The sequence below is a fragment of the Marinobacter maroccanus genome, assembly GCF_002933275.1.
GTDB lineage: Bacteria > Pseudomonadota > Gammaproteobacteria > Pseudomonadales > Oleiphilaceae > Marinobacter > Marinobacter maroccanus.
Genome location: NZ_PSSX01000004.1, coordinates 21515 through 48500 on the forward strand (window position 1 = coordinate 21515; position 26986 = coordinate 48500).

A 26986-nucleotide genomic window follows, 5' to 3' on the forward strand; every position below is an offset into this window, starting at 1 on the left:
CTATAATCCCTGCACTTATTCAATTCGAAAAACACCAGACGGACGCACGCCATGCTGCCTGACGCTGTGCCAGAACCTATCCAGCGCCGGCTGGCCGATTATGCCAGCCTGCTCAGAATCGACCGGCCAATCGGAACCCTGCTCCTGCTGTGGCCGACCTACTGGGCCCTCTGGCTGGCGGGCGACGGCAGCCCCGGGCTTGGCAATGTGATTATATTCACCCTGGGTGTCTTCTTCATGCGCGCTGCCGGCTGTGCCATCAACGATTTTGCCGACCGCGACTGGGACAAGCATGTCAAACGCACCAAGGATCGCCCGCTCACCGCCGGCCGGGTAAAACCCTGGGAAGCGGTAGCGCTGTTCGCCGGCCTGTGTCTGGTTTCCTTCCTGATGGTCGTTCTTTTCACCAACCCCCTGACCCTGTACCTGTCCTTCGGCGGTGCGTTGCTGGCGTTTATTTACCCGTTCATGAAGCGTTACACCCATCTGCCGCAGCTGTTCCTGGGCGCGGCCTTTTCCTGGGCCATCCCCATGGCCTGGGCGGCGGAAGCGGGCGAACTGAGCCAGCTCACCTGGCTCCTGTTCACGGCCAACGTCCTCTGGACCGTTGCCTACGACACCCTGTATGCCATGGTGGATAGGGACGACGACCTGAAAGTAGGCATCAAGTCCACGGCCATCCTGTTCGGCGACGCCGATAAGGCGATCATTGGCATGCTCCAGGGCATGGTGGTTCTGATCCTGATCATGGTGGGCCATCGTGCCGAACTGGGCACATTCTATTACCTGGGCGTCGTGGCCATGGCCTGCCTGTTCGTTTACCACCAGTATCTGGCACGGGAACGGGAACGTGAGGGCTGCTTCAAGGCGTTTCTCAATAACAACTGGGCCGGCTTTGCCGTTTTTGCCGGCCTTGTAATTGATCTTATGGTCAGCTGAACCTGTCATATACTTGTAACACTTGGGCGTTGTAATGAGCGGTGTCCCGCCTGGCTACTTTCTTAAGCTACTGAGCTTCTGAAAAGCCGAAGAGCTAGGCGTGCTGATGAAGGTTTGGTGGTTCCAAATCGAGACAGCACAACAACGCTATTCGGCTTTTCAAAAGCTCCCGAAGGGCTCACCTCTGAGGGCTCTGAGCCCGCGTTACCAGTCTTTGATGTGGAACCACCACACCTGCAGACTGGCGCCTAGTTCAGAACCCTCAGAGGTGAGCAGTAGCTTAAGAAAGTAGCCAGGCGGGACACTGGCAACAAACCAAGGTCTGACACAGGTTAATAGCTCATGACTGGAAAAACTGTCCTGATCGTCGATGACGAGGCCCCGATCCGCGAGATGATCGCCGTGGCTCTCGAAATGGCGGATTATGACTATCTGGAGGCAGCGGACGCCCGGGAAGCCCATGCCCTGATTGTCGACAAACACCCGGATCTCGTGCTCCTCGACTGGATGCTGCCCGGCACCAGTGGCGTGGAGCTGGCTCGTCGCCTGAAAAAAGAGGAAGCGACCGCCGACATTCCCATTATCATGCTCACCGCCAAGGTTGAGGAAGACAACAAGATCCAGGGTCTGGAGGTTGGTGCCGACGATTACATCACCAAACCCTTCAGCCCACGGGAGCTGGTTGCCCGCCTGAAAGCGGTCCTGCGGCGCGCGACGCCGCCGGGCGTGGACAGCCCGATTGAAGTGGAAGGTCTGACTCTGGACCCGGTGGGTCATCGAGTCACCACCCAGGAGGGAGCCCTCACCATGGGTCCCACCGAGTACCGACTGCTTCAGTTCTTCATGACGCACCAGGAACGGGTATATACTCGCTCCCAGCTTCTGGACCAGGTCTGGGGCGGCAACGTCTATGTTGAGGAAAGAACAGTCGATGTTCATATCCGCCGACTCCGCAAGGCTCTCGGCGACAACTACGACCACCTGATCCAGACGGTACGGGGAACCGGCTACCGCTTCTCGACCAGAGCCGCGTAAGTAACTCCGGCCAGCTGAGCATCAGCCCCGGAACGGACACAAGGCAGTTTTTGATGCAGCACAACTGGTCACGATACCTGCGCTACATTATCGGTGGCCTGATTGGCTCCACCCTGGTTGGCCTTTATTTCGGTGAACCTGTCTACGGCCTGACCTTCGGGCTGATTGTCTACCTCTGGTGGACTCTGGTTCAGGCCCGGCGCCTTTACCAGTGGCTGGCCAATCCGAGCGCCACCGACGAAGCACCCCAGAGCATCGGGCTCTGGGGGGATATCTTCGACAACCTGCACAAACTGCACCAGACGCACCTGAGAACCCAGGACCGGTTAAGAGCCCAGATCAACCGGGTGCAAGAGTCCACCAATGCCATGCGTGATGGTGTGATCATGACCGACTCCCGTGGGGCCATGGAATGGTGGAACGGCTCCGCCGAGTACCTGCTCGGTTTCCGGCGCAACACGGACCAGGGCCAGTACATTCACAACCTGATCCGCACCCCGGCCTTCAAGACCTACTTCGACTCCCGGAATTACCGTGAACCCCTTGAGATCCATTCGCCGGCCAAGCCCCACATTCACCTGCAGATCCAGATCAGCCTGTTCGGTGATGACGACCGCCTGATCGTTGCCAAGGATGTGACCAGGCTGTACCAGCTAGAACAGATGCGCCGGGACTTTGTCGGTAATGTTTCCCACGAGATGCGAACACCCCTTACGGTCATCAGCGGCTACCTCGAAACCCTGGTGGACAACGCCGCCGACCTGCCACCGAAGTGGCGCCGTGCGATCAACACCATGGCCGCCCAGTCATCCCGGATGGAAGCCCTGATCACCGACCTGATCCTTCTGTCACGAATCGAAACCGGGGAACAGACGGTCAACGACACGCTCACGGACGTAGACCAGTTGCTGGCTCAGATCTGCCATGACGCCCGGGCACTCAGTGGCGAAAAACAGCACGAGATTACGGTACATATCGGCGATTATCGACTGCTGAAAGGCGACGAAAGCCAGCTGCGCAGCGCATTCTCGAACCTGATCTTCAATGCGGTGAAATACACGCCGGCAAACGGTCAGATCAGCGTATCCTGGTCCACCAACCGGGAAGGCGCCCACCTGTCGGTGAAGGACACCGGTATCGGCATCGACCCGGTCCATATACCGCGCCTGACGGAACGCTTCTACCGGGCCGATCCCAGCCGCCACAAGGACACCGGCGGCACCGGTCTGGGCCTGGCAATCGTCAAACACGTGCTGCTCAACCACGATGGCAACCTGGAGATTCGCAGCCGAATTGGCGAGGGCAGTGAATTTATCTGCCATTTCCCCCGGGAACGACTGGTCGAACGCATCCCGGAGAAAGCGGAAAGCTAGCGCATCCCCGCCCGGAAACGGGCGACGAACCGCGACAAATCCTCAAGCTTTTTCGGGTCTTCATCGACAAACCGGATGGTGACGCTGACAAAATCGGTGTCCTGGCGTTTGTCCACCGCCTGCAACTGGTGCACGTAGCCATTGAGGCGGGCCATCTGGCCTTCGCCTGTCTCAATGTCGACCACCGCCTGGTCCAGAATCCCCGGAAACACCTGATCGCGCTTGGCAATCACCCGCACTTCAGTGAGATTGATATCCTTGACCACCGATTTCAGGGTGCTTTCCGCAAAGCGCACTGATGCAAGACTCATCGAACCGCGGGACGGGGCCTGTTTGGGCGTTGCCGCAGGGGCTGCCGGTGAAGGTGACGACGAGGTTGAAGCGACAGGGTTATCCGCCATGGGTTCCGGCTTACGGGTCAGCAGGTTGGCCGACTCCTTGAAGACATCGGCAGGGCTGGCCATGGACTTGCCGCTCCGATCCATGGCGTCTTTCAGTTTGCGGCCCATCACCTTGATGATTTTCTTGCTCAGCCCCTCGGGGCTGAATGGTTTGCCAAGGTATTCGGAAACGCCCCCCTTGACCGCTTCAATCACGTGATCCTTGTCACCCCGGCTGGTGATCATGATAAAGGGTACGTTTTCGTACTGGGGCTGCTGGCGCATCCACTGCAACAACTCCAGCCCCGACATCTCGGGCATTTCCCAATCGCACAGGATCAAGTCAAACGCGGTTCGCGACATCAGCGACTGGGCTCGCCGACCGTTCTGGGCATCGGTTGTCTCGATCACCGGAAAACGCTGGCGCACGGTTCGTTTGACCAGATCACGTACAAAGCTGGCGTCATCCACCACCAGCGCTTTCAGCATTGCCATAGTTCAGACCTTCCCCTATCCACAACCCGTTTCTATGGTCCAACTATAGAACAAACACCCACGCCAGGAACCTGCCGGCAACAAAAAGACCACAATCACCATTTCCCGGGAACCGTGAGGTTAAAGAATTGTCACTCCACCGGGCCCCGAGCAGTGTTTCTCCGGCTGGAAAACGCGCTAACATGGGCCCAGGACTATTCCACCACCATCAGCCTGATAGAGGTTTTGTGTGCTGACCCGACCTGCAAGGATTCTTCGCCACGGCGGCCTTACCCGCGGCTTGTTTTTCTCCGGTTTTCTGTCATTTCTATCCCTGCCGGCCCTCGCCCAGGACAACTCTGAGGTTGAGCCGGCCGGGTTTGCTGAGTGCAAGGCCCGGCTTCAGGACCAGGCCATTGCCGCCGGGGTCAGCAGCAAGACCGCCAGCGAGGTGATGTCCGGAGTTCAGCATCTGGCAAGGGTGATCGAACTGGACCGTCGGCAACCGGAGTTCACCACTACGTTCGCCGACTACCTGAACCGGCGGGTCAACGATGCCCGGGTCAGCAAGGGCCGCGAACTACTGCAGGAACACCAGGGCCTACTTGCCAGAGTCACCCGGGAAACCGGCGTACCTGCACCCTATCTGGTGGCCTTCTGGGGCCTGGAAACCAATTTTGGCAGCTATTTCGGCAAGATGCCGGTACCCAGCTCCCTGACAACCCTGGCCTGCGATCCCCGCCGCAGCACCTTCTTTACCGAGCAGCTGATCGCCGCCCTGCGCATCATTGATGAAGGCGCCATAGCGGCTGACCAGATGGAAGGCTCCTGGGCCGGCGCCATGGGCCACGTCCAGTTCATGCCCACCGTCTTCCTGAAACACGCTGTCGATGCCGATGGAGATGGTCGCAGGGATCTGTGGAACAGCCTGCCGGATGCCATGATGTCTGCCGGCAGATTCCTGGAATCCATGAACTGGAACGGCGACTATCGCTGGGGGCGCGAGGTGCTTCTGCCCGAGAATTTCGACTATTCCCTGGCGGACGGGCGGCGCCTGCCACTGGATGAATGGCGGAAAATGGGGATTACGGATGCCTTTGGCAATGCGCTGGCCCGTGAACCGATTGATGCCGCCCTGGTGGTACCTGCAGGACACCGAGGCCCGGCGTTTCTCGCCTACGACAATTTCCGCGTGATCATGGGCTGGAACCGCTCCGAATTCTACGCCATTGCGGTTGGGCACCTGGCAGACCGGATTGCCGGCGCCGGAACGTTGCAGAACCCGCCACCCGAGGATGCCCCGGCACTGTCCCGTGACAACATCATCAGTCTGCAGCAAGCCCTTCAGCAACGGGGGTATGAGCCAGGCAAGCCCGATGGCATCATGGGCCCGGCAACCCGGTCGGCAATACGGCAGTTTCAGACCGCCAACAACCTGGTGGCCGATGGCTATCCTGGTGAATCGGTTCTGGCGCAGCTGGGGATACCTGCAGGCCAGTGATCCACCAGAGAGCCGGCGGCCTACTATTGCAGGTAACTATTCTGACGCGAGACTGATCTGACATGGATTCCATAACCCAGGCCGCCCTGGGCGCCTCCCTGGCCGGCGCCGTCGCCGGCAAGGCCCTTGGCCGCTCGGTTTTGCTGACGGGCGCTGTGCTGGGCACATTGCCGGACCTGGATGTGGTCATCGATTACGGAACAGCGGTGGCCAATTTCACCCAGCACCGGGGGTTCAGCCACTCACTGTTCATTCTTGCACCCCTTGCGGTGGCCCTCGCCTGGTTACTCTGGCGCTGGAAACCGCAACTGGGTTTCCAGCGATGGCTCGCCCTGACCGGCCTGATCCTGATCACCCACCCGCTGCTGGACGCCTTTACCACCTATGGCACCCAGCTGTTCTGGCCCATCGGGCCACCCGTGGCCATCAGCAGCATCTTTATAATCGATCCGCTCTATACCCTGCCCCTGCTTGCCGGTTGCCTGTTTTTCTTGGCCCGGCCGCCGGCTAAATCAGCGATATTTGCGGGACTGGCCCTGTCCACCCTGTACCTGGGCTGGAGTGTCCTGGCCCAACAGGTCATTACCCAACGTGTGCAACCGGCACTCGCAGAAGCCGGGCTTGAAAACCCCGATCTGCTGGTTCAACCCATGCCATTCAACACCCTGCTGTGGCGCGCCACGGCTCTGCAGGGTGATCAGCGGGTAGAGATTGTTACCGGCTTCCTGGACGGTGATACACCCTTGAATCTTGAATATTTTCCACGCCGCCCGGATCTGGCGAAGGCTGTGTCGGACCTGCCCGAGGCCCAGCGCCTGGAATGGTTTACCCGGGGCTTCCTGGATTACGACCAGGTCGGCGACCGCATCACGGCCACCGACATCCGGCTGGGCATCCCTGGCGCTCATCCTTTTACCTTTGTTCTGGCAACCCGGAATGGCAGCGGCATTGATCCCACAGCCAGCTTCCGGACCCCGCGCCCCGATGTGAACACCGAAGCACTGGCTTTGCTCTGGTCCCGGATGACTGGAGAGACCCCGGTGCTCTGCCTGGCCAGCCTGAGTTCGCCGGCACCGGGACAGCGCTGCTGAATACCATGCGACTGGACCAGTTTATTGCCAACAGTACCGAGCTCTCCCGAAAGGAGGCCAAACGGGCCATCAGCCGCGGGGAGGTAACGGTTAATGAGCAAACTTGTAAAAGCGCCAACACCCAGTTGGCCGGCTCGGAACGGGTGACCTTGTCGGGCACCCTGCTGAACCTGCCGGGCGAGCGCTACCTGATGATGAACAAGCCGGCTGGCGTGGTGAGTGCGACAACCGACAGTAATCACCCAACGGCGCTGGATCTGTTGCCTGCAGATATCACCCGAAACCTCCACATTGCCGGTCGCCTGGACGCAGACACCACCGGTTTGCTGTTGCTCACCACCGATGGCCATTGGTCCCACCGGGTCACCTCACCGCGAACTGATTGCCCCAAAACCTACCGGGTAACGCTGAGCGAACCACTGACCGACGCAGCGGCACAACAACTGGAACGTGGGGTGGATTTACACAACGACCCGAAGCCAACTCGGCCGGCCCGGGTGAGGGCTGTGGAAGAGCGGATCATTGAGCTTACGATTTCGGAGGGGCGATACCATCAGGTCAAGCGGATGCTGGCAGCGGTTGGCAATCACGTCGAGGCGCTGCATCGACTGCGTATCGGTCAGGTTGAATTGGATACAGCGTTAAGACCCGGTGAATACCGGGAACTGACCTGCCAGGAAAAAGACAGCCTGGCCTGAGCTCAGGTCCGTTCGAAACGTTGCGCCTGCAGGTTCTTGCGCACTGCCCCGGCTTCGAATACTTCGCCATTCATGGCGATATAGACCCCCGGCGGCAGCAACTGCACCGCGGCCCAGGCAAACCCGACGTTGAACACCGCATCGGTACGGCGCATGCGGGCCGGCTGCATGGCGCCGGTCAGTACAATGGTCTTGTCCTTGAGGCTGGCCAACACCGCGGCCGTATCCGCCATGGTATCGGTACCGTGGGTAATAACGATGCGGTCACAATCGCATTCCCTGGCTGCCGCCAGTACCCGTTGGCGATCCTCATCGTTCATCTCGAGACTGTCCTTGCGCATCAGTTCCCGCAGGCGATAGCCCTCATGGATATTGGATTCCGAAAGCAGCTCCGGCACCAGGCTGTGCCCCACCTCGAATTCGCTGTTGGCATCGAAGTACACCTTGTCGATGGTGCCACCGGTGGTGAAAATCTGGATCATGGCGGGATTCCTTTCAGGGTCAGTTCACACTGACCGTGTTGTTGCCTGCGGTCGCGTAGGCCGCGTTCTTTTCCTGTTCGTAGCGCCGCGCCGCAGCAGCCACGGAACCCCGGGCTCCGGTATCAAGCCAGCGTTTGATCCGTCCGGCATCGCCCATGGGCGAGCGGGTACCGAGGGAATCCAGCAGAACGGTAACCACTTCCTTGCCGTTCATCTTCGAGACCATCACCAGGCAACGACCAGCCTCGGAGAGATAGCCGGTTTTGCTCAGGGCCACACCCCAACTATCGCGGTGAACCAGGGCGTTGGTGTTTCCAAACGACAGGCTGTAACGGGGTTGACGGAACTGCCCACGGAAATAACCGGTGGTGGAGTATTCCCGGATTTCCGGATAGTCAGCCGCAGCGTTTACCAGCTTCACAAGATCTGCTGCGGTTGAAAGATTCTCCGACGACAGCCCGGTGGGATCAACAAACCGGGTGCCGGTCATTCCCAGAGCCACGGCCTTGGCGTTCATCGCCTCAATAAAGGCGCCGAATCCGCCCGGGTGGCTGCGGGCCAGGGTGTAGGCGGCAAAATTCTCGGAGGACATCAGCGCAATGCGTAGTACGTCTTTGCGACGCATCTCTGAATCAATGCGGATGCGGCTATAGGCATTGGCGGCGGCGGGCGTATGCCGCTCATGAAAGGTCAGCCATTCATCCAGCGGCTCGCCGGATTCCAGCACAACCAACGCGGTCATGACCTTGGTGACAGAGGCAATGGGTACGGATCGATCGGCATTCTTGCCGAAAATCAGCTCATTATCACCGGCCACGGCAACCGCAGCATTCACCGACGCCAGGTTTGGGCCAGCTTCCCTCGAAGACCCCGATGCGCTGACTGATGCCTCCTGCTGGTGGGCCAGGGAAACCCCGGGCAGCAGCGCCAGCAAAAACACCCAACCAATGGCCATACTCCGGATACCCATACCTCAAAGCCTCTTTTCTTATTTCCTGTCCGGGCAATGACTGCCTCGCCAGCGGCGGATTATAGCAGCGATTGCCCGGTATCATCAGATCATGGCAGATCGGTAATGGCCCCGTTGGATGCGGAACTTACGGTACGGGCATATTTGGCCAGGACGCCCCGGGTAAATCGTGGAGGCGGAGTCTGCCAGGCCTGGCGCCGGCGCGCCAGCTCTTCATCGGAGACATCCAGCTCAATCCGGTTGCTGACGGCATCAATGGTGATGGTGTCGCCATCCTCAACCAGCGCAATGGGACCACCTTCGGCCGCCTCCGGTGTGATATGGCCTACCACAAACCCGTGGCTGCCACCGGAAAACCGACCATCGGTGATTAATGCCACGTCGCTACCCAGGCCCTTACCCATAATGGCGGAGGTGGGGCTGAGCATCTCCCGCATACCCGGGCCGCCTTTGGGACCTTCATAGCGGATAACCAGCACATCGCCGGCCACAACCGTGCCGTCCAGAATTCGCTCCTGGGCCTCTTCTTCCGAATGGAATACCCGGGCTCGACCGGTGAAGTGTGTGCCTTCCTTGCCGGTGATCTTGGCCACCGCGCCGGTGGGCGACAGGTTTCCAAACAGAATGCGCAGATGGCTGTCCGCCTTGATCGGATTATCAAAGGCATGAATGATGTCCTGCCCCTCCGGATAGGGCGCCACATCGGCCAGGTTCTCCGCCAGGGTCTGGCCGGTTACGGTCAGGCAATCACCGTGCAGTAGCCCCCTGTCCAACAGCATCTTCATCAGCGGCTGAATACCGCCAATGGCGACCAGCTCCGACATCATGTAATGGCCACTCGGGCGCAAATCCGCCAGCACCGGCACCCGCTTGCCAATCTCGACAAAATCTTCCAGTTTCAGGTTCACACCGACCGTGCTGGCCATGGCCAACAGGTGCAGCACCGCATTGGTGGAGCCACCCAGGGCGATCACTACCGTGATGGCATTCTCAAAGGCTTTACGGGTCATGATGTCGCTGGGCTTGATGTCTTTCTCCAGCAGATTCAGCACTGCGGCCCCGGCACCACGACAATCTGCCGCCTTGGTGTCTGACACCGCATTCTGGGCCGAGCTGCCCGGCAGGCTCATGCCCATGGCCTCAATGGCCGACGCCATGGTGTTGGCGGTATACATGCCGCCACAGGAGCCCGGCCCGGGGATCGCGGTTTCCTCAATCTGCTTGACCTCAATCAGGTCCAGGTCACCTAGGGCATGGGCACCCACGGCCTCGAAAACGGAGATGATATCGGTATGGTTCTCACCGGGCATAATGGTGCCACCGTAGACAAATACCGAAGGCCGGTTCAGGCGAGCCAGCCCCATCATGCAGCCGGGCATATTCTTGTCGCAGCCACCAATGGCCACCAGGCCATCGAATCCTTCACAGCCGGCAACGGTTTCAATGGAATCGGCGATCACCTCCCGGGACACCAGGGAGTACTTCATACCCTCGGTACCATTGGCAATACCGTCCGATACCGTGATGGTATTGAAGATCAGCGATTTGCCGCCGGCCTCATCAGCGCCGGCGGCCGACTCTTCGGCCAACTGATTGATGTGCATATTGCAGGGCGTAAGGTTACTCCACGTAGACGCAATACCGATCTGGGGCTTTTTGAAATCCTCATCGGTAAACCCGACCGCACGAAGCATGGCGCGACTGGCGGATTTGCCAATGCCATCGACCACCGGTGCCGAATATTTCCGGCGCTTGTCCTGATTCTTGTCTTGCGTCATGGGAGTCTCCTTTACAGATGGCTTATCGGAACAGACTCTCAGAAACCATGGCATTCGGCAATGGGAGGTCTAATCCAAGCTCTGGTGCAGGCCGGAGGGTAGCCCTCGCCAAAATCGTGCGGAGCCATGGATGGCGGAGCCGAGCGTACAGGGATGTATTCACAGCGTATTTTGGCGAGGGCTACCCTCCGGCCTGCGATCGCGGGGCAAATCGCTTCAAAGAAAAGATGTATTTCCGACTGACCTGCATCAATGGCATTAGCCAAAGGTGGTTTTAAAATCCACTGACACACTGACACCATGGAAGCACCTCATGCCATCGCCCATTCAAACAGCACCGGTGGATCACACCGCGTCAGACTGCCCGGATTACCGGCGCTGGTGCGACGGCTATGGCGTCATCCAGCACAACGAAACCACAAAACATCAGGCCAGGATGCTGGCAGAGCACCTGGTTGCCGCCGGGCACCAGCCGGACGCTGCCACCGTTTATCGCAGGCTTGCCGATCTGGACCGGCTGACCAGCGCCGGGCTGTGGCTGGTGGTTCATATGACTTATGCCCGAAAGGTCGATGTCTCCGGTCAGCCCCTGGCGCCTCAGGATTTCAAAACCAATCCGGAAGGCCACACCGGCGGCGCACTGAACATGGTGCCGGCTTATGCCGGCTATCTGGCCCTGAACAATCTGACCGGGCGCACACGCAGCTGGCTGATGGGCCAGGGGCACTGCGTGGCAGCTGTGGATGCCCTGAATGTTCTCACCGGAAACCTGCATCCGGAACAGGCGGAGCGTTACCGCGGGCCTGACGGGCTCTCCACTCTGGTGGCCGATTTCTACAGTTACCGGCAGAAGCCGGACGGCACCATGGCCGCCCCCCTAGGCAGCCATGTCAATCCACACACCGCCGGCGGCATTCTGGAAGGGGGTTACCTGGGCTTTGCCGAACTCCAATATGCCCACATGCCCCTGCCCGGCGAATCTCTGGTCGCCTTTCTTTCAGACGGCGCCGCCGAAGAGCAGCGCGGCAGCGACTGGATCCCACGCTGGTGGCGCGCCGAGGATTGCGGAGCCGTCATGCCGGTCATGATTGCCAACGGTCGTCGAATCGAACAGCGCACGGAGCTGGGTACTCGCGAGGGCCTTGAACGTTTTGAAGCACACCTTGAGCACAGGGGGTTCGTACCCTTCCGTTTTGACGGCCGGGATCCTGCAGCCTTTGTCTGTGCCCTGTATGAAATGGAGCAGGCCCTTGCCACCAATGGCGAGGCCGCACTCCGGGGCGAAAGCAGCTATCCCGTTCGGGTGCCCTATGGCATTGCGGAGACCACCAAGGGGTATGGTTTCTTTGGCGCCAGCAGCAATGCGGCCCACAACCTGCCACTGCCCGGAAACCCGCGCATGGACGCCCGGGCCAGGGAGCTGTTTAACGAACATGCAGCCAGATTGTGGGTAGCTCCCAATCAACTTCAGAGCTGTGTCGCTCAACTGAACCAGCACGCCGCGCAATCACGCCCCCTGGAGCGGGATCATGCCCTCGCGACCCGTAATCCGCCGGATCCCGTGATCCCCCGGCTACCGGCTAATTCTGACCGCACGTCGCCTATGAAAGCCGTGGATGATTTTTTCCGGGCTTTGGTGGCAAAAAACCCCGGACTCAGGGCGCGAGTGGGCAATCCGGACGAGCTGGCAAGCAACCGGCTCGGCGGCGTCCTGGACGATCTGAAGCACCGGGTAAACGATCCCGAGAGCGACCAGGAATCGGTCCATGGCAGGATCATCACCGCGCTCAATGAAGAAGCCGTGGTATCGGCCTGCCTGGCCAACAAGGCGGGGCTGAATCTGGTAGCCAGCTATGAGGCTTTCTGCGTAAAGATGCTCGGTGCCATCCGCCAGGAGCTGATTTTTGCCCGGCACCAGAAAGAAGTGGGCCGACCGGCGCGCTGGCTTGGCCTGCCGGTTATTGCCACCTCACATACCTGGGAGAACGGCAAGAACGAGCAATCCCACCAGGACACCACCTTCTGCGAGAGCATGCTCGCGGAAATGAACGACGTATCCAGGGTCCTGTTTCCGGCAGACTACAACAGCACCCTGGCGACGCTGCCATCGGTATTCAGTGAAAGGGGCAAGATCACCTGTATGGTGATCCCGAAACGGGAGCGCCCCTGTGTCTTTGACACACGGGAAGCAGAACAGTTGGCCAGGCATGGTGCCCTGGTGGTGGACGAAGACACCTCCCCTGGCGAGCCCTTGCTGCTCATGGCCAATGGCGCCTATCAGTTATCCGAAGCCATACGGGCATGTGAACGCCTGCGGGAGACCGGCACACCCTTCCGGCTGGTCTACATCCAGGAGCCCGGCCGATTCCGCCAGCCAAGAGACACGATGGAAGCCCAGGTCTGCCTGTCGGAATTCGAGAGGGAACGCCTGTGCCCCCATCGCATTCACCGACGGGTTGCTCTCACGCACATGCGCCCTGAGGTATTCCGGGGCCATCTCTCTCCCCTGTTCCCGGAACCCTCACAGGCCCGGGTTCTGGGTTACATCAACCGCGGTGGCACCCTGAATGAAGCCGGCATGCTGTTCGCCAACGGATGTTCCTGGGGCCATGCCCTGGCCGCCTGTGCCAGCGTCATGGACAAGCCACCAGGAGAGTGGCTTTCCAGTGCCGAGCTGGCGGCGGTGGAGGGTCGGGGCGATCCGGCGGTAATTACCCGGGGCCTGCCCTGAGCAGGCGCTTTCTCAACGCTGTTTCTATTTCCAGAATCACCAGAACAGCCACCCCGGCTGCAATTGCGAACCCCAGCATTTCAAGACTCAGTGCCTGTGTGCCGAAGGTGTGGTTAAACCAGGGCATATAGGTAAACAGCATCTGCAACGCAATCACGGTTGCAACGGCCAGAAGCACAATCGGTGTGCCCAGCACACCCCGCAGGGTAATTGATGCCGAATCCAGGTAACGCACCGCAAACAGATAGAACATCTCCATGGCGACCAGTGTATTGACCGCCAGCGTTCGGGCCGTATTCTCATCGCCGTAGTGGTGAATGGCCCAATACCAGGCCGCAAAAATCCCCACCAGGAACAGCAAGGAAACAAACACCACACGCCAGACCACAAACCCCTTCAACAACGACTCATCCCGGGCTCTGGGCATGCGTTTCATAACATCCGGCTCCGCGGGTTCAAACGCCAGCGTCATCGCCAGAACCACCGAACTGACCATATTGACCCAGAGAATCTGCAAGGCAGAAATTGGCAACGTCAGCCCCAACAGCAAGGCTGTGATCAGACTGATGGATTCGCCCCCATTTATCGGCAACATAAAGGCGATGCCTTTTTTGAGATTGGTATAAACAGTTCGGCCCTCACGCACGGCAGCGGCAATACTGGCAAAGTTATCATCCAGCAACACCACTGAAGACGCTTCCCGGGCCGCCTCCGAGCCTTTCACCCCCATGGCGATCCCGACATCCGCCCGCTTGAGTGCCGGGGCATCGTTCACCCCGTCCCCGGTCATGGCCACAACGCCGTGCAGGGCCTGAAGTGCGGTTACCAGTCTCAACTTGTGTTCCGGGCTGGTCCGGGCAAAGACATCCACCTCACCAACGAGATCGCGAAGCTGGTCATCATCCAGCTGGTCCAGCTCCTTACCGGTCAGTACCCGCTCGGTATTTTTCAGCCCCAGCTTGCGGGCAATAGCGCCCGCTGTTATCCCGTGATCACCGGTAATCATCTTGACCCGGATTCCGGCATCGTGGCACTCGGCAATCGCCCGAATGGCCTCCTGCCGGGGCGGGTCCAGAAGCCCGACCAGGCCGAGCAGCTCGGCACCCTGTTCAAGGTCCTCAATGGCCAGTTCACCAATGCCCCGCTCTGCCGGTTTCCGGGCCAGGGCCAGCACTCTGAGACCATCCGAGGCCATTTCTGTAATGACCTGTTCCCAGAAATCCCGGCGCAGTTCCCCGGCATCCCCGGATTCGCCAACCTCGCTGGCGCACATATCCAGGATCCGCTCCGGCGCGCCTTTCAGGTAAATCACTCTATGCCCGTGATGATCATGATTCAGCGTGGCCATGAAGCGATTCTGGGTATCAAAAGGTATTTCATCTTTCCGGGGCCAGTCGGCGGCACTGCTGTCGACATCGAACCGGGCTTTGCGGGCGAACACTGAAAGCGCGGCCTCCATGGGATCGCCAGTGATCCTGACCCGGCCGGAATCATGGTGGACATGGGCGTCGTTACAAAGGGCCGCTGCCCGGGCAAGTTCGTCCAGCAGGACGGAGTCCGACGAATGTCCCTGTTCGCCGCTCACCGAACCATCAAAATCATAGCCTTCGCCGGACACCTCCAGCCGGACACCGGACAACACCGCGCGGGTTACCATCATTTCGTTGCGGGTGAGGGTTCCGGTTTTATCCGAACAGATCACCGACACCGCACCCAGGGTTTCGATAACCGGCATTCGACGGACCACGGCCTGACGACGGGCCATCTGGCGCACACCGATGGCCAGGGTAATGGTGAGAATCGCCGGCAAACCCTCGGGAATGGCAGCCACCGTAAGGACAACCACCGCCATGAAAAGCTCCCGGAACGGCAGGGCGCTGAACATAGAACCGCCGACGAAAATCGCTATGCCGGCAATAATAACGACGATGGACAGGATTCGAGCAAACCTGTCCATCTGTTCCAGCAAGGGGGTTTTCAGGGTTGTGGTCCGGGCAAGCAGGCCGGAAATACGGCCGATTTCTGTCCTGGCGCCTGTTCGAACCGCCACACCGCGACCAGTCCCGGTCGCCACCATGGTGCCGGAGAATGCCATCCCGGACTGGTCACCCAACGGGGCGTCTGCCGTTACCGCCTCCGTCGATTTTTCAACGGCCTCGGACTCACCCGTGAGAATGGCCTCATCGATTTTCAGGTTGTGGGATTTTTCCAGACGAAGATCAGCAGGAACGCGGTCGCCGGGCTCCAACAGCACCGTATCGCCCGGAACCAGATTCGCAGCGTTTATCTGGTGCTGGCCATCAGACCGCACCACCCTGGCTTTGGGCGCCAGCATGTGCCGAATGGCCGACAGGGCCTGCTCCGCCTTGCCTTCCTGAATAAAACCCACCAGGGTCTGGACAACCACGACGGCGAGAATAACGCCTGCATCCACCCAGTGGCCCAGGCTCGCGGTAATGACTGCCGCCGCGGCCAACACGTAAATCAGGAAATTTTTGAGCTGCCGGCCCAACCGCGCCCACGGCCCCCTTGCACGAGCTTCCGGCAGCGCGTTGGGGCCGTGGCTGGCCAGGCGATGGCGAACCTCCTCATCAGACAGAGGCGCCTCTGCCTTCAGCTTCTCCCGGACATCAGCCGGCTGAAGTACATGCCACTCAAGCTCCAGCTGCTGACTTTCGCTGCCTTTCTGTTCCACCGATTCGGACATACCCTGAAAGCTCCCTGCCATTGCAACATCACCATTTAACCCCGGAAAGCATCCGGGGTGGTTTGCGTTGCATCAAGGACAGAGTAGCTAACGGACGAGCCGGAACCTTATCCGATGGTTACGTTCTGCACTGCACGATTTCCCGCACCGGGCAACACCCTGCGAGAAGCGGTTCGTGCCGCATCGATCTGGTAATCCTGTGACTTGATGGTGTCCACGAAATACCAATCCGACCGAGCTTCTTCCGGAGTGAAGGTAACCAACATGTAGCCACGCTGATTCACATTCAGGTAGTCCAGATCATCCACCAGCAGACTGATGGCTTGTTCCGCACCCTGAATCATGTCATCCGGGATGCCGAGATATTCCTCCAGGCCGGGTGATGTCACCGAGGCTGTGGCGAACTCCACGCCAATCTGGTCCCCGAATCTGTCTTTCAAATTGTTGGCCCAGGCGTTATGGGTATCCCCCGCCAGCACCACCAGGTTCTTGTTCAGCGCCTTGGCGGTACCCAGAACCACTTCCCGTTCATACTGGTAGCCATCCCAGGCGTCCAGGTTGTAAGGCGCGACGGTATTGATCCGTGCCAACTCCTCTTGAGTCAGAGAGGGGTCACCTGCGAGGGCGCGGCCTTTGAGCTGGGCCAGTTCCGCAAGTGTTTCCGGAAGGCCTTCAAACTGCTCCGTGGCGATACCCACAAGAAGCTCTGCCGGCAGATTCATCCGCCCCATCAGTACCTGCTGCCCCAGCACCTGCCATGTGGCGGTGGAATAGTTCAGGGAAGACTGCAACCAGAGCAACTGCTCCGCGCCCAGCAAGGTGCGGTTCTGACTGCCGACATCCGCTGTAAAGCGGGCGGCATCCAGCCCTTCTCCCGTGAAGTAGTCCATGTAGTCCAGTTGCTGGTCGCGACCGATAATGCGGGTATCCAGCATGTGCAGGTCCACCAGATTGCCGAACCGGAAGGTCCGGAAAATGGCTTCTTCGCTGCCCTCGAACACAGGACGGATCGGCATCCACTCGAAATAGGCCTTGAGCGCATTGAGCTTGCGCTCGGTGAAATCGCCTTCCCCATCATTATGGTTTTCAGCGCCCTCCTCCCAGGTGTCGTTGGCCACCTCGTGGTCGTCCCACACAACGATGAACGGCACCCGGGCGTGCAGGGACTGGAGATCCGGGTCTGCCCGGTATGCGGCGTAACGCCTGCGATAATCCACCAGTTCAATCAGCTCAAGATTGTTGTCCTCCGGGAAGGTACGGCCCAGCGCCTGTGCATCCTGGGCCGCATAGCTGCTGCTGTCGGAGCTGTACTCGTAAATGTAGTCACCCAGATGCACCACGGCATCCAGCTCAGTCTGTTTACTGATTTCCCGGTAGACGTTGAAGTAACCGGCCGGGTAGTTCGAGCACGACACCACAGCCAGGCGCACCGAGTCGATACTGCCCTCAGGCAGTGTCCTGGTTACACCCACCGGTGACTGACGGTCCGTTGTCTGGAAGCGGTAATAGTAGGTTTGCCCGGGCGCCAGTCCGCGCACATCCACCTTGACGGTAAAATCATGGGCTTCAGCGGCCTCTGCCGTGCCGGAATGCACCAGGTTCTCGAAAGCCTCATCCGTCGACACCTCCCAGGCTACGCCGACAGGGGCCCCATCATTCACCGGCGCTGCCCTGGTCCAGAGCATGACGCCGTCGGCAAGCGGATCACCACTGGCCACACCATGAGTGAAGCTGATTGTTCGCTTATCGGAGCTGTCCAGCACACAGCCTGCCAGGCCGGTAGAGACCACCACTGCCCCCATGCCCATGGCTGATGCCTTTAGAAAATCCCGTCGTGTCAGTCGTTTCATTGTTATGTCATCCCCTGCGTTAGTCCTTTGTAGCATCGGCTTCCTGCCGTCGGCGCCGTTACTACTCCAACAGAAGAACCTAGTCGGGCTTCGTTAAGAACGCATTGCCAAATTACGACAGGGGGATGGCAAATCACGACAAGCACGCGGTAAATGCCAGAATCCATAAAAAAGGGGAGCTCGTGGCTCCCCTTGGCGTTCCGTTTGGATTCGGCCTATCCGCTTATGAAGACAGGACCCACTCCAAAGTTCCAGAGAATGACCGAACCAACCCGCGTGGATACAAGGATCACCAGGGCAACAGTCAGCAACGCCCCCGCGTACATGACGGCCTGTTCCTTTTCAATACCCATGACAATCGGCAGCCCGTCATACATCAGGTAAGCCCCGTAACAGGCAGCGACCAGGAAGACGATAGCGTTGAACCAGGGCACCGGATACAGCAGGGCAAAGCCCGCCAGGAACAGGGGCGTGCAGGAGTATGCGGCCAAGGCAATGCCGTTGGAGGGCACATGCTCTTCCTTGGCGCCATAGGTTTTCGCCATCCAGTTGATGGCATAGCCCAGTGCAAAGACGCCCACCAGCATCGCCAGATAGGTAAGCACACTGAGCTGCATTGCACTGATCTCGGTCAGCTTGATCAGCCGCTCATTGCCGACTGTCCAGCCGAAATAGGCCGTCGATATGTAAGCGCAGATAGGTGCAATGGCCGCCAGAATCAGCACATAGGCGACATAGACCCGGCGTGGTGTTTCATGTTCTTTTCGTATGGAAGCCCACTCTTCATCAGGATGGGTGAAGAGACCGAACGCATGTGACAGGAGCATGGATGACCCCCTCTCTTTTCTATTGTTGGTATATGTTCGTACGGAAAGCGGAAACTGTCAGATCAGAAGCCGTTCCTTACCCTTAACTATAGTCAAGAACAGCAATCGGGAAAGGGAAATTGATCAAAATCCAGTCTGAGATGTGGGCTCTGATTCACAGGTCCTGCAAATCGGCTTTTGACGGCAAGGCATCGAAGGCTCCGAACCGGGTTGCAGCAATCGCACCACAACGGGTTGCGAACTCCAGAGCCCGGTCGAGACTGGCTGGCTGGGCAAGCCATGGGCCGAGCCTTTCCGCTGTCACCCCTTGACTGGCCAACTGGTACAGGAGCCCGGCTACAAAGGCATCGCCGGCAGCGGTGGTATCCACCGCCCGTACCTGGGGCGGCACAATTGTGAGCTGGCCGTCACCCGTCCAGGCCTGAAGAGCATCAGGGCCGTCAGAAACCAGCACCAACTGAACACCCTGACCACGAAGCTCTTCAACCAGGGCATCGCCCTGGTCACCGTAAAGCGCCGTCAGCTCTTCCCGACTGAATTTGACCAGGTCTGCTTCCAGGGCAAAGGCACGAATCTGCTCAGGTGCCCGCTCCGGATCTGGCCAGAGTGGCTTGCGGTAATTGACATCGAAACTCACCAGGCAACCCGCCTTTTGCGCCCGGGCCACCAGGGCCAGGGTCGTTTCCACAATGACCGGCTCCGTCAGGGTGTTTGAACAGATGTGAAAGATCGGCTGACCGGCGAGAGCGCTGTCCGGCATTTGTTCCGGCTCATACAACAGATCCGCCGTGGCATTCCGGTAGAAGGTAAAGCTGCGTTCACCGGCGTCATCCAGGGCGACCATGGCCAGCGCGGTGTTGGCATTATTGGCCTGCACCAGCAGCGACGTATCCACACCGAACCCGGCCAGCGAGGCAAGGATCTGGTTGCCAAAAAGATCGGCACCGACCTGGCCGGCAAACCCGGACCTGCCGCCGAGCCGGGACACACCGACAGCAACATTGGCGGGGGCGCCACCGGGCTGGGGTACAAAACGCAGTTGCCCGTCGACATTTTCACCGCGCATGTCGATCAGGGCTTCACCGAAGCAGAGTACGTCAAATGGCATCATGGCGGGCTCTTTTGCTGTATGAAGTGATCAGATGTCAGGGGCAGCTTTCGCGCACCAGCAGACAGGTGGGCAACAGCACGTTGGCGTCTTCCTGCTCTCCCAGGAAAATCCGGGCGGCGATACGTCCCTTTTCGGCACTCTGCTGATAGACCGTGGTCAGCGACGGATGAATGTTGGCGCCCTCGGGAATACCGTCAAAACCGACGATCCGGACATCCTCCGGCACTCTCAGCCCCATCTGAAGTGCGGCCTGAATGGCAGCCAGGGCAATCCGGTCACTCATGCACAGCAACAGATCCGGCCTGGGGCTGCTGGTCAACGCTTCCCGCGCCGCCTGGTAGGCGTCCTGATGGGTATTGGTGGGAGTGGACCAGATTCGTTCGGCAGGCACCTGGTAGCCAGCGGCTTCCAGGGCATCGGTATAACCGTGAAGCCGGCGAACGGAAATCGCCCTTGCTTCGTTGAACAGTTCCCGGTCGCGGATCCGGCAGACACGGTCGGTATCCACCAGACGAAGACCCAGAATCGCGACGTTTTCAGGGGACTGTCGGAGCGCATGTTCAGCGCTTCGGCGGGCACCCTCATAGTTGTCGATGTTGACCCAGGTACAGCCTTCCAGATCAAAATCCACCGCCACCATGGTTTTGCCGTGCTGGAGCAGCCGGTCATAGGTTCTGCCTTTCTTCAACCAGCCGTAGACAATAAATCCGTCCACCATGGATTCCTGGAGCCGGCTCCGATGCTCGTCATCGTCCTGACTCGAAAGCAGCAGCATGTTCATGTGGCGTCGATCAAGAACCTCCGCGAGGCCATGCAGAAATTCACTGGCCACCGGGTCGGTCAGGCTGTAGGCCAGGTTGTCCGCCAGCATCACGCCAACGTTGCCGGTTCGCCCGGTTCGCAGGCTTCGGGCTGCAGCGTTGGGCCCCATGTAGCCCAGACGCTTGCACTCTTCCAGAATCCAGCGGCGACGGCCTTCAGACAGCTGATCCGGCCGATTGAAGGCATTGGAGATGGTGGCGGTGGAAACATTCAGTTTCTCCGCCATCAGCTTCACTGTCAGACGCCTGGGCTTCTCTGTCACACTCGTCTCTCCCGCCCTCGGTTTTCGGATTTCACTGGGTTGCCGCCAGCTGTTCAGTCGCCTCAGATTCCGCCTGGAAAGGACCGAGGGCCCGGCCACTGGCATCGAACACATGCACCAGTTCAGGCTCGGTGGTCAACGCGACGCGCTGTCCGGTCTGAACCTCGCAGGGCACCGGCTGGCGTACAACCATGAGTTCCTGCATTCCGGGCAGCTCGACATAGACATAGGCCTCGTTCCCGAGATACTCAACGTTAACCACTTCCAGCCCGTGATCAGGCCCCGACAACGCCAGGCTGAAGTGTTCCGGGCGAACGCCCACGGTCACAGAATCGCCATCCTTCAGGCCGGAGGTCTCCCGGTTGACGGTCACTTGTCCCAGACCCCGGATATCAATAGTCGTTGCCGATGCACCGGTTTCCCCTGCGACCCTGCCGGGCATCAGGTTCATTTTCGGCGAACCGATAAATCCGGCCACAAACAGACTGGCCGGAGTTTCGTAAAGTTCGTAGGGCGTACCAACCTGTTCGATATTGCCGCCGTTGAGCACCACAATTTTGTCAGCCAGGGTCATGGCCTCAACCTGATCGTGGGTGACGTAAATCATGGTGGACTGCAGGCGGTCATGGAGCTTGGCAATTTCCGTACGCATCTGCACCCGCAGACTGGCGTCCAGATTGGACAGCGGCTCGTCGAACAGCATGATCTTGGGTTCCCGGGCCATGGCCCGGCCAATCGCCACCCGCTGGCGCTGGCCACCGGACAACTCCCGGGGTTTGCGGTCCAGCAACTTCTCCAGTTGCAGGACTTCGGCGGTTTTTTCCACCCACTCGCGGATCTTGTTCTTTTTGGCCTTGCCCAGCTTGAGGCCAAAAGCGATGTTCTCATACACCGACATGTGGGGATACAGGGCATAGGACTGGAACACCATGCCCACACCCCGCTCTTTCGGTGACTGGTCAGTGACCACCTCGCCGTCGATCTCGATATCCCCACTGGAGGGGTCCTCCAGCCCTGCAATCAACCGGAGCATGGTCGACTTGCCGCAACCCGACGGGCCGACAAATACCACGAATTCGCCGTCTTCAATGCGCAGGTTCACGCACGGCAGAATCTCAATCTGTCCAAAGGTCTTGTTAATATTTTTCAGTTCCACACATGCCATGGTGGAGACTCCTCTGTTAGTCGCCCGGTCAGGGCCGGGCGACGCGAAGTTTTACAACTCTGCAAATAAAGCCTGATAAGGCGGCAGAACCAGGTCGCCGCCGTCGATATAGCCAGTAAAGCCATGGCCGGTTGCAATCCGGTCGATGTCACAGGGCACCGGGATGCGAAGTTCCTGGCCAGTGACATTGAGCGCAACGAGCATGGACTGTTCCTCTGCCCTGCGAACCCAGCAAAGCGCATCGCCGGTGTTCTCGATCAGCTCCAGCTCACCCTGCACCAGCGCCGGCTGATTCTGCCGCCAGCGTATCAGCCGGCGAATGCTGTTCAGGGTGGAGTCCGGGTTGTCTTCCTGACTCTGCACCGACAGCTCAAGGTGGTGGCGGTCAACCGGAAGCCAGGGCGTGCCGGTGGTGAATCCACCGTTGGCTTCCGGGGTCCAGGGCATGGGTGTACGACAACCATCCCGGCCTTTGAACTCCGGCCAGAACTCAATGCCGTAAGGATCCTGCAAAGCCTCGAACGGCACCCAGGCTTCCTGCAGCCCCAGTTCCTCGCCCTGGTAAATACACACGCTGCCGCGCAGCGAGAGCAGCACGGCCATTAGCACCCGGGCGTAGGCGTGGGGATCCTCGGCGCGCTCTCCCCAGCGCGACACCACCCGCACCACATCATGATTGCTCAGGGCCCAACAGGCCCAGCCATCGCCGAGGCCGTCCTGAAACCGACGCACCACATCCCGAACCCACTCAGGGCCTTGCTGGTCGGAGAGCAGGTCAAAGGAATAGGCCATATGCAGGCGGTTGCTGCCCCGGGTGTACTCGGCCATGCGCTCCAGTGGCCGGTCGTCGCCGATCTCACCCACCAGGGTGGTATCCGGATACTCGTCCATCAGGGCACGAAGATCCTCCAGGAACGCCAGGTTCTCCGGCTGACTGAGGTCGTACACGTGGCGCTGATAGGTGTATGGATTCACACCCTTGGCAACAAAGGTCTTGTTCTCACCAGCGGGAACGGCCGGATTATTCTCCAGTCCCTGGCTGTGGTAGTAGAAGTTCACAGTGTCCAGGCGGAACCCATCCGCCCCCAGCTCCAGCCAGAACCGCATATTATCCAGCTGGGCCTGGCGCACCGCCGGATTGTGGAAGTTCAGGTCCGGCTGGCTGGCCAGGAAGTTGTGGAGGTAATACTGGCCCCGGCGACTGTCCCAGGCCCAGGCGCTGCCACCAAAAATGGACAGCCAGTTGTTGGGCGGAGTGCCGTCGGGTTTGGGGTCGGCCCAGACAAACCAGTCAGCCCTAGGATTGTCCCGGCTGGAACGGCTTTCCTCGAACCAGGGATGGTTTTCAGCGGTGTGGCTGAGCACCTGGTCAATGATCACCTTCAGGCCCAGGCGATGGGCTTCAGCCACCAGCGCCCGGTAGTCATCCATGTCTCCGAAGATCGGATCGACCCCGCGGTAATCAGAGACGTCGTAGCCGAAGTCTTTCATGGGTGAGGTAAAGAACGGAGACAGCCAGATAGCATCCACGCCCAGGGAGGCGACATAGGGCAGTTTCCGGGTAACGCCCTTCAGATCGCCAATACCATCCCCGTTGCTGTCGAGAAAACTGCGGGGATAGATCTGGTAGATAATGCCACCTTTCCACCAGGGCTGTGACTGGGTCATACAATAACTCCTCAATTAACCTTTCACCGCACCCGCCGTGAGGCCGGATACGATACGACGTTGGAAAATTAGCACCAGCAACACCAACGGCACCGTGACGATCACAGACGCCGCCATCAGATTGCCCCAGGGCAGCTCGTACTGGGAGCCGCCGGTCAGCAGGGCAATGGCGACAGGCACCGTGCGCTGGTCGTCAGTGAGGGTGAAGGTGAGTGCAAACAGGAACTCGTTCCAGGCGGCGATAAACGCCAGCAGACCGGTTGTGGCCATGGCCGGCCACATCAAGGGGATAAACACCTTGAACAGCGTGGTCATGGGCGAAGCACCGTCAACAATGGCGGCCTCTTCCAGTTCCTTCGGCAGCTGCCGCATGAAGGTGGTCAGAATCCAGACCGTGAACGGCAACGTGAAGATGGTGTAGGAGAAGATCAGCGCCAGCGGGTTGTTGTAAAGGTCCAGGGCCCGGATCACCTCAAACAGCCCGGAGAGCACCGCCACCTGTGGAAACATCGATACCCCGAGCACAATCATCAACACCGCACTCCGGCCCCGGAACTGCACCCGCCCCAGGGCATAGGCCGCCGTCAGGCCAAAGGCCATGGCAATGATCACCGTGGCGAAGGACACCAGTACCGAGTTCCAGATGCTACCCACGAACGAGCCGTCGCCAATTACCGACAGGTAATTGGAGAAATTGAACGAGCTCACCCACCAGGTCACATCGAACAGCTCGGAACCGCTCTTGAACGAGGTCACAATCGCGTAATAGAACGGAAACACCGTAAACAACAGGATCCCTGCAAGCAGGACAGTAAAACCGGTTTTCGCCGCGATTTTCTTCAGCAATTTGCGGTTCATGCCTCACCCCCGATCTGTTTGCGGCCGAGATAGAGATAGCTGATGGTCAGCAGGGCGATGACCAGGAACAGCACCGTGGAAGCAGCTGAACCGTATCCGACATCCTGGAATTCCACCAGCTGCTGCCGGGCATAGACCGACATGGACATGGTGTCCGCACTGTTGGATGTCAGCACGTAGATCACATCGAATACCCGCAGGGCATCAAGCACCCGGAAAATGATCGCGACCATCAACGCCGGCAGGATCAACGGCAGGGTGACCTTGAAAAACACCCGTACCGGATGAATGCCGTCCACTTTTGCCGCCTCATAGCAGTCCGAGGGCAGCATCTGCAGGGCCGCCAGCGTGAGCAGGGCCATAAACGGCGTGGTTTTCCAGACATCGACCATAATGACCGCCCACATGGACAGATCGGCGTTGGCCGTCCAGTTCAGTGGCTCTGAAATCAGGCCGATGCCCAGCAGCATCTCATTGATAATCCCGAACTGGTCGTGGAGCATCCAGCCCCACATCTTGGCCGAAACAATGGTTGGCACCGCCCAGGGAATCAGGGTCGCAGCCCGGACCCAGCCCCGACCGCGGAACTGGGCGTTCAGGGTCAACGCGATGATCAGACCCAGCACGGTTTCCATACCCACCGACACCACCGTGAAGAACAGCGTGTTCCACACCGCATTCCACCAGGTCGGGTCCGCCAACACGCCGTACCAGGCGCCGTTGTCGTAGACCAGGTAGTTTTCGAAGCCCACCAGGCCGTACTCGCTGATATTGGAGAAACTGGCATCGGTGAAGCTGAACCAGATGGTTCGCATCAGTGGCCAGCCCGCCACGGCAGCCAGCACCACCAGCATGGGTATCAGGAACAGCCATGCCGCTCGCAGGCGCTGGCGGCGCACCCGGCTGGCTTGCCTTTTGGCGGGCAGTGCCCGGGCCGGCGACTTGCCGCCCGCGGCCGTTTCTACAGGTGCCGGTGTGGTATGAGCCATGGCCGGTTACCAGCCCCGGCGGCCAAGACGCTGAAGCTGACGCTCCAGACCATTCAACGCCTGCTCTGGCTCCGCCTCGCCAGAAAGCACCTGATGGGTGGCATTGAAGAACGCATTGCTGACCCTGCCATAGCTTTCACCGGTGACAGAAGAAGGCCTGGGCACACCGTTCTTGAAGGTTTCGAACAGTTCGCCAAAGAAGGGCACTGCGGTGAGAACTTCCTCATCCTCATACAGGCCGGGAATGGTGGGGTTGTAGCTGCCCTGAATCGCCCGCCGTTTCTGCTCCTCGTAGCTGGTCAGGAACCGCACCAGATCCGCCGCTTCGTCCTTGTTGGCGGAGTAACGGGAAACAGCCAACTGCCAGCCTCCCAGGGTGCCGGCATGAGTGCCCTGCTCGCCACCTCTGGGCAGTGCCACGACGCCGACCTTGTCCTTGACCGGACTGTCATCGCTCTGCGCCAGGCTCCAGGCGTAGGGCCAGTTACGCATGTACAGCGCATTGCCGGACTGGAACACGCCCCGCGCCTCTTCTTCGGTGTAGTTCAGCACGCTGCGCGGGGAAATGTCGTCAATCCAGGTGCTGGCCAGCGCCAGCGCTTCCCGGGCCTGGGGATTGTTGATGGTGACATTGCCTTCGGCGTCCACCACCGTGCCACCGTTATGGGAGGCAACCCATTCAAGCGCGTTGCAGGTGAGACCTTCATAGGCCCTGCCCTGCCAGACAAATCCCCAGAAGCGGTCGTTACCGGCTTCACGCTCACCGGCCATTACCACGCGAGCAGAATCGGTCAGTTGCTGCCAGGTTTCCGGAACCTGCTGGTCATACTTTTCCAGGAGATCCTTGCGGTAATACAGCACGCCCGCATCGGTAAACCAGGGCATGGCCACCAGCCGACCGTCCACGGTGTTGTTCTGGACCAGGGACTCGAAGTGGGCATCCTCGGCACCGCTGGTGTATTCCGAGAGGTCCACCAGGTGCTGGGCCAGCATGCCCGGCCAGACCACGTCGATCTGGAAGATATCGACATCCTCGGATTGGGCCGCCAGCAGCTGCTGATACAGCGAAAGTCGTTCAGTCGCCGAATTGGGCGTGGAAACCACCTTGACCTCGTGGCCAGTCTGATCTGCCCAGGCCTGGGTGCCTTCCTCACAAAGCTGCTTCTCGGCACCCACGGCGCCACAGGAGATGGTGATGGTCTTGGCCTGCACGCCGCCAGCAAAGGCAAAAGCCGCCAGGCTGCCGGCCATCCACAGGTTTCGATTGAATCTGGA

Annotated in this window: 21 protein-coding genes; 7 read left to right on the plus strand and 14 right to left on the minus strand. The window is 59.6% G+C overall.

Translation table 11 applies throughout. The annotated features are described in order from the left end of the window. Positions 1-51: 51 nt before the first annotated feature. The 3 genes from ubiA to phoR all read left to right on the plus strand — a co-directional run bounded on the left by ubiA (position 52) and on the right by phoR (position 3347). Positions 52-939: a 4-hydroxybenzoate octaprenyltransferase gene (gene ubiA, locus KEHDKFFH_RS06240; protein WP_104321119.1), complete on the plus strand. Its 888-nt coding sequence runs from the start codon at positions 52-54 to the stop codon at positions 937-939. A gap of 342 nt (positions 940-1281) precedes the next feature. Continuing rightward, positions 1282-1974, plus strand: coding sequence for a phosphate regulon transcriptional regulator PhoB (gene phoB, locus KEHDKFFH_RS06245; protein WP_104321120.1), 693 nt, complete (start codon positions 1282-1284; stop codon positions 1972-1974). A 53-nt stretch (positions 1975-2027) separates the two neighbouring features. Then, positions 2028-3347, plus strand: coding sequence for a phosphate regulon sensor histidine kinase PhoR (gene phoR / locus KEHDKFFH_RS06250; protein WP_104321121.1), 1320 nt, complete (start codon positions 2028-2030; stop codon positions 3345-3347). Here phoR and KEHDKFFH_RS06255 read toward each other — a convergent pair. Next, positions 3344-4222, minus strand: a complete 879-nt coding sequence (locus tag KEHDKFFH_RS06255) for a response regulator (RefSeq protein ID WP_104321122.1) — start codon at positions 4220-4222, stop codon at positions 3344-3346. The two genes, phoR and KEHDKFFH_RS06255, sit on opposite strands and share 4 nt — an antisense overlap. 229 nt (positions 4223-4451) lie before the next feature. On the opposite strand from KEHDKFFH_RS06255, the gene KEHDKFFH_RS06260 reads away from it, so the two are divergent. The 3 genes from KEHDKFFH_RS06260 to KEHDKFFH_RS06270 all read left to right on the plus strand — a co-directional run bounded on the left by KEHDKFFH_RS06260 (position 4452) and on the right by KEHDKFFH_RS06270 (position 7491). Next, on the plus strand, positions 4452-5702 hold the full coding sequence (locus KEHDKFFH_RS06260; protein WP_104321123.1) for a lytic murein transglycosylase: 1251 nt from the start codon (positions 4452-4454) through the stop codon (positions 5700-5702). A gap of 62 nt (positions 5703-5764) precedes the next feature. After that, on the plus strand, positions 5765-6793 hold the full coding sequence (locus tag KEHDKFFH_RS06265; protein ID WP_104321124.1) for a metal-dependent hydrolase: 1029 nt from the start codon (positions 5765-5767) through the stop codon (positions 6791-6793). 5 nt (positions 6794-6798) lie between these two features. Beyond that, complete coding sequence (locus KEHDKFFH_RS06270; protein ID WP_104321125.1) at positions 6799-7491, plus strand: pseudouridine synthase; 693 nt, start codon at positions 6799-6801, stop codon at positions 7489-7491. Between the two features lie 2 nt (positions 7492-7493). On the opposite strand, the gene KEHDKFFH_RS06275 is transcribed toward KEHDKFFH_RS06270, so the two are convergent. The 3 genes from KEHDKFFH_RS06275 to ilvD form a co-directional block, all read right to left on the minus strand. Next, a complete protein-coding gene (locus KEHDKFFH_RS06275) occupies positions 7494-7973 on the minus strand; it encodes an asparaginase domain-containing protein (RefSeq protein WP_104321126.1) in 480 nt (159 codons plus the stop codon). A gap of 19 nt (positions 7974-7992) precedes the next feature. Continuing rightward, positions 7993-8943, minus strand: coding sequence for a D-alanyl-D-alanine endopeptidase (pbpG, locus tag KEHDKFFH_RS06280; protein WP_241956441.1), 951 nt, complete (start codon positions 8941-8943; stop codon positions 7993-7995). An 89-nt stretch (positions 8944-9032) separates the two neighbouring features. Beyond that, positions 9033-10721: a dihydroxy-acid dehydratase gene (gene ilvD, locus KEHDKFFH_RS06285; RefSeq protein ID WP_104321127.1), complete on the minus strand. Its 1689-nt coding sequence runs from the start codon at positions 10719-10721 to the stop codon at positions 9033-9035. Between the two features lie 313 nt (positions 10722-11034). Here ilvD and KEHDKFFH_RS06290 point away from each other — a divergent pair, with 313 nt between their 5' ends. Then, positions 11035-13452: a phosphoketolase family protein gene (locus KEHDKFFH_RS06290; RefSeq protein ID WP_104321128.1), complete on the plus strand. Its 2418-nt coding sequence runs from the start codon at positions 11035-11037 to the stop codon at positions 13450-13452. Here the strand turns inward: KEHDKFFH_RS06290 and KEHDKFFH_RS06295 are convergent. The 10 genes from KEHDKFFH_RS06295 to KEHDKFFH_RS06340 all read right to left on the minus strand — a co-directional run bounded on the left by KEHDKFFH_RS06295 (position 13433) and on the right by KEHDKFFH_RS06340 (position 26962). Next, the gene (locus tag KEHDKFFH_RS06295; RefSeq protein ID WP_104321129.1) at positions 13433-16159 is read right to left on the minus strand and encodes a cation-translocating P-type ATPase; all 2727 of its coding nucleotides are present in this window, start codon (positions 16157-16159) and stop codon (positions 13433-13435) included. The two genes, KEHDKFFH_RS06290 and KEHDKFFH_RS06295, sit on opposite strands and share 20 nt — an antisense overlap. Before the next feature lie 107 nt (positions 16160-16266). Continuing rightward, a complete protein-coding gene (locus tag KEHDKFFH_RS06300) occupies positions 16267-18009 on the minus strand; it encodes an alkaline phosphatase D family protein (RefSeq protein ID WP_104321130.1) in 1743 nt (580 codons plus the stop codon). A 215-nt stretch (positions 18010-18224) separates the two neighbouring features. Continuing rightward, positions 18225-18836, minus strand: a complete 612-nt coding sequence (locus KEHDKFFH_RS06305) for a Yip1 family protein (RefSeq protein WP_104321131.1) — start codon at positions 18834-18836, stop codon at positions 18225-18227. A 154-nt stretch (positions 18837-18990) separates the two neighbouring features. Beyond that, positions 18991-19947, minus strand: coding sequence for a carbohydrate kinase family protein (locus tag KEHDKFFH_RS06310; RefSeq protein WP_241956443.1), 957 nt, complete (start codon positions 19945-19947; stop codon positions 18991-18993). Between the two features lie 34 nt (positions 19948-19981). After that, complete coding sequence (locus KEHDKFFH_RS06315) at positions 19982-21031, minus strand: LacI family DNA-binding transcriptional regulator (protein WP_241956444.1); 1050 nt, start codon at positions 21029-21031, stop codon at positions 19982-19984. Between the two features lie 31 nt (positions 21032-21062). Continuing rightward, on the minus strand, positions 21063-22196 hold the full coding sequence (locus KEHDKFFH_RS06320; RefSeq protein WP_104321132.1) for an ABC transporter ATP-binding protein: 1134 nt from the start codon (positions 22194-22196) through the stop codon (positions 21063-21065). A 51-nt stretch (positions 22197-22247) separates the two neighbouring features. After that, the gene (locus tag KEHDKFFH_RS06325; RefSeq protein ID WP_104321133.1) at positions 22248-23864 is read right to left on the minus strand and encodes an alpha-amylase family glycosyl hydrolase; all 1617 of its coding nucleotides are present in this window, start codon (positions 23862-23864) and stop codon (positions 22248-22250) included. A gap of 15 nt (positions 23865-23879) precedes the next feature. After that, positions 23880-24722 carry a carbohydrate ABC transporter permease gene (locus KEHDKFFH_RS06330; RefSeq protein WP_104321134.1) on the minus strand — a complete coding sequence of 281 codons (843 nt, stop codon included), beginning with the start codon at positions 24720-24722 and terminating at the stop codon, positions 23880-23882. After that, on the minus strand, positions 24719-25711 hold the full coding sequence (locus tag KEHDKFFH_RS06335; RefSeq protein WP_104321135.1) for a carbohydrate ABC transporter permease: 993 nt from the start codon (positions 25709-25711) through the stop codon (positions 24719-24721). The genes KEHDKFFH_RS06330 and KEHDKFFH_RS06335 overlap by 4 nt, the downstream gene beginning before the upstream one ends. A gap of 6 nt (positions 25712-25717) precedes the next feature. Continuing rightward, the gene (locus KEHDKFFH_RS06340; protein WP_241956453.1) at positions 25718-26962 is read right to left on the minus strand and encodes an ABC transporter substrate-binding protein; all 1245 of its coding nucleotides are present in this window, start codon (positions 26960-26962) and stop codon (positions 25718-25720) included. Between the last annotated feature and the right edge of the window lie 24 nt (positions 26963-26986).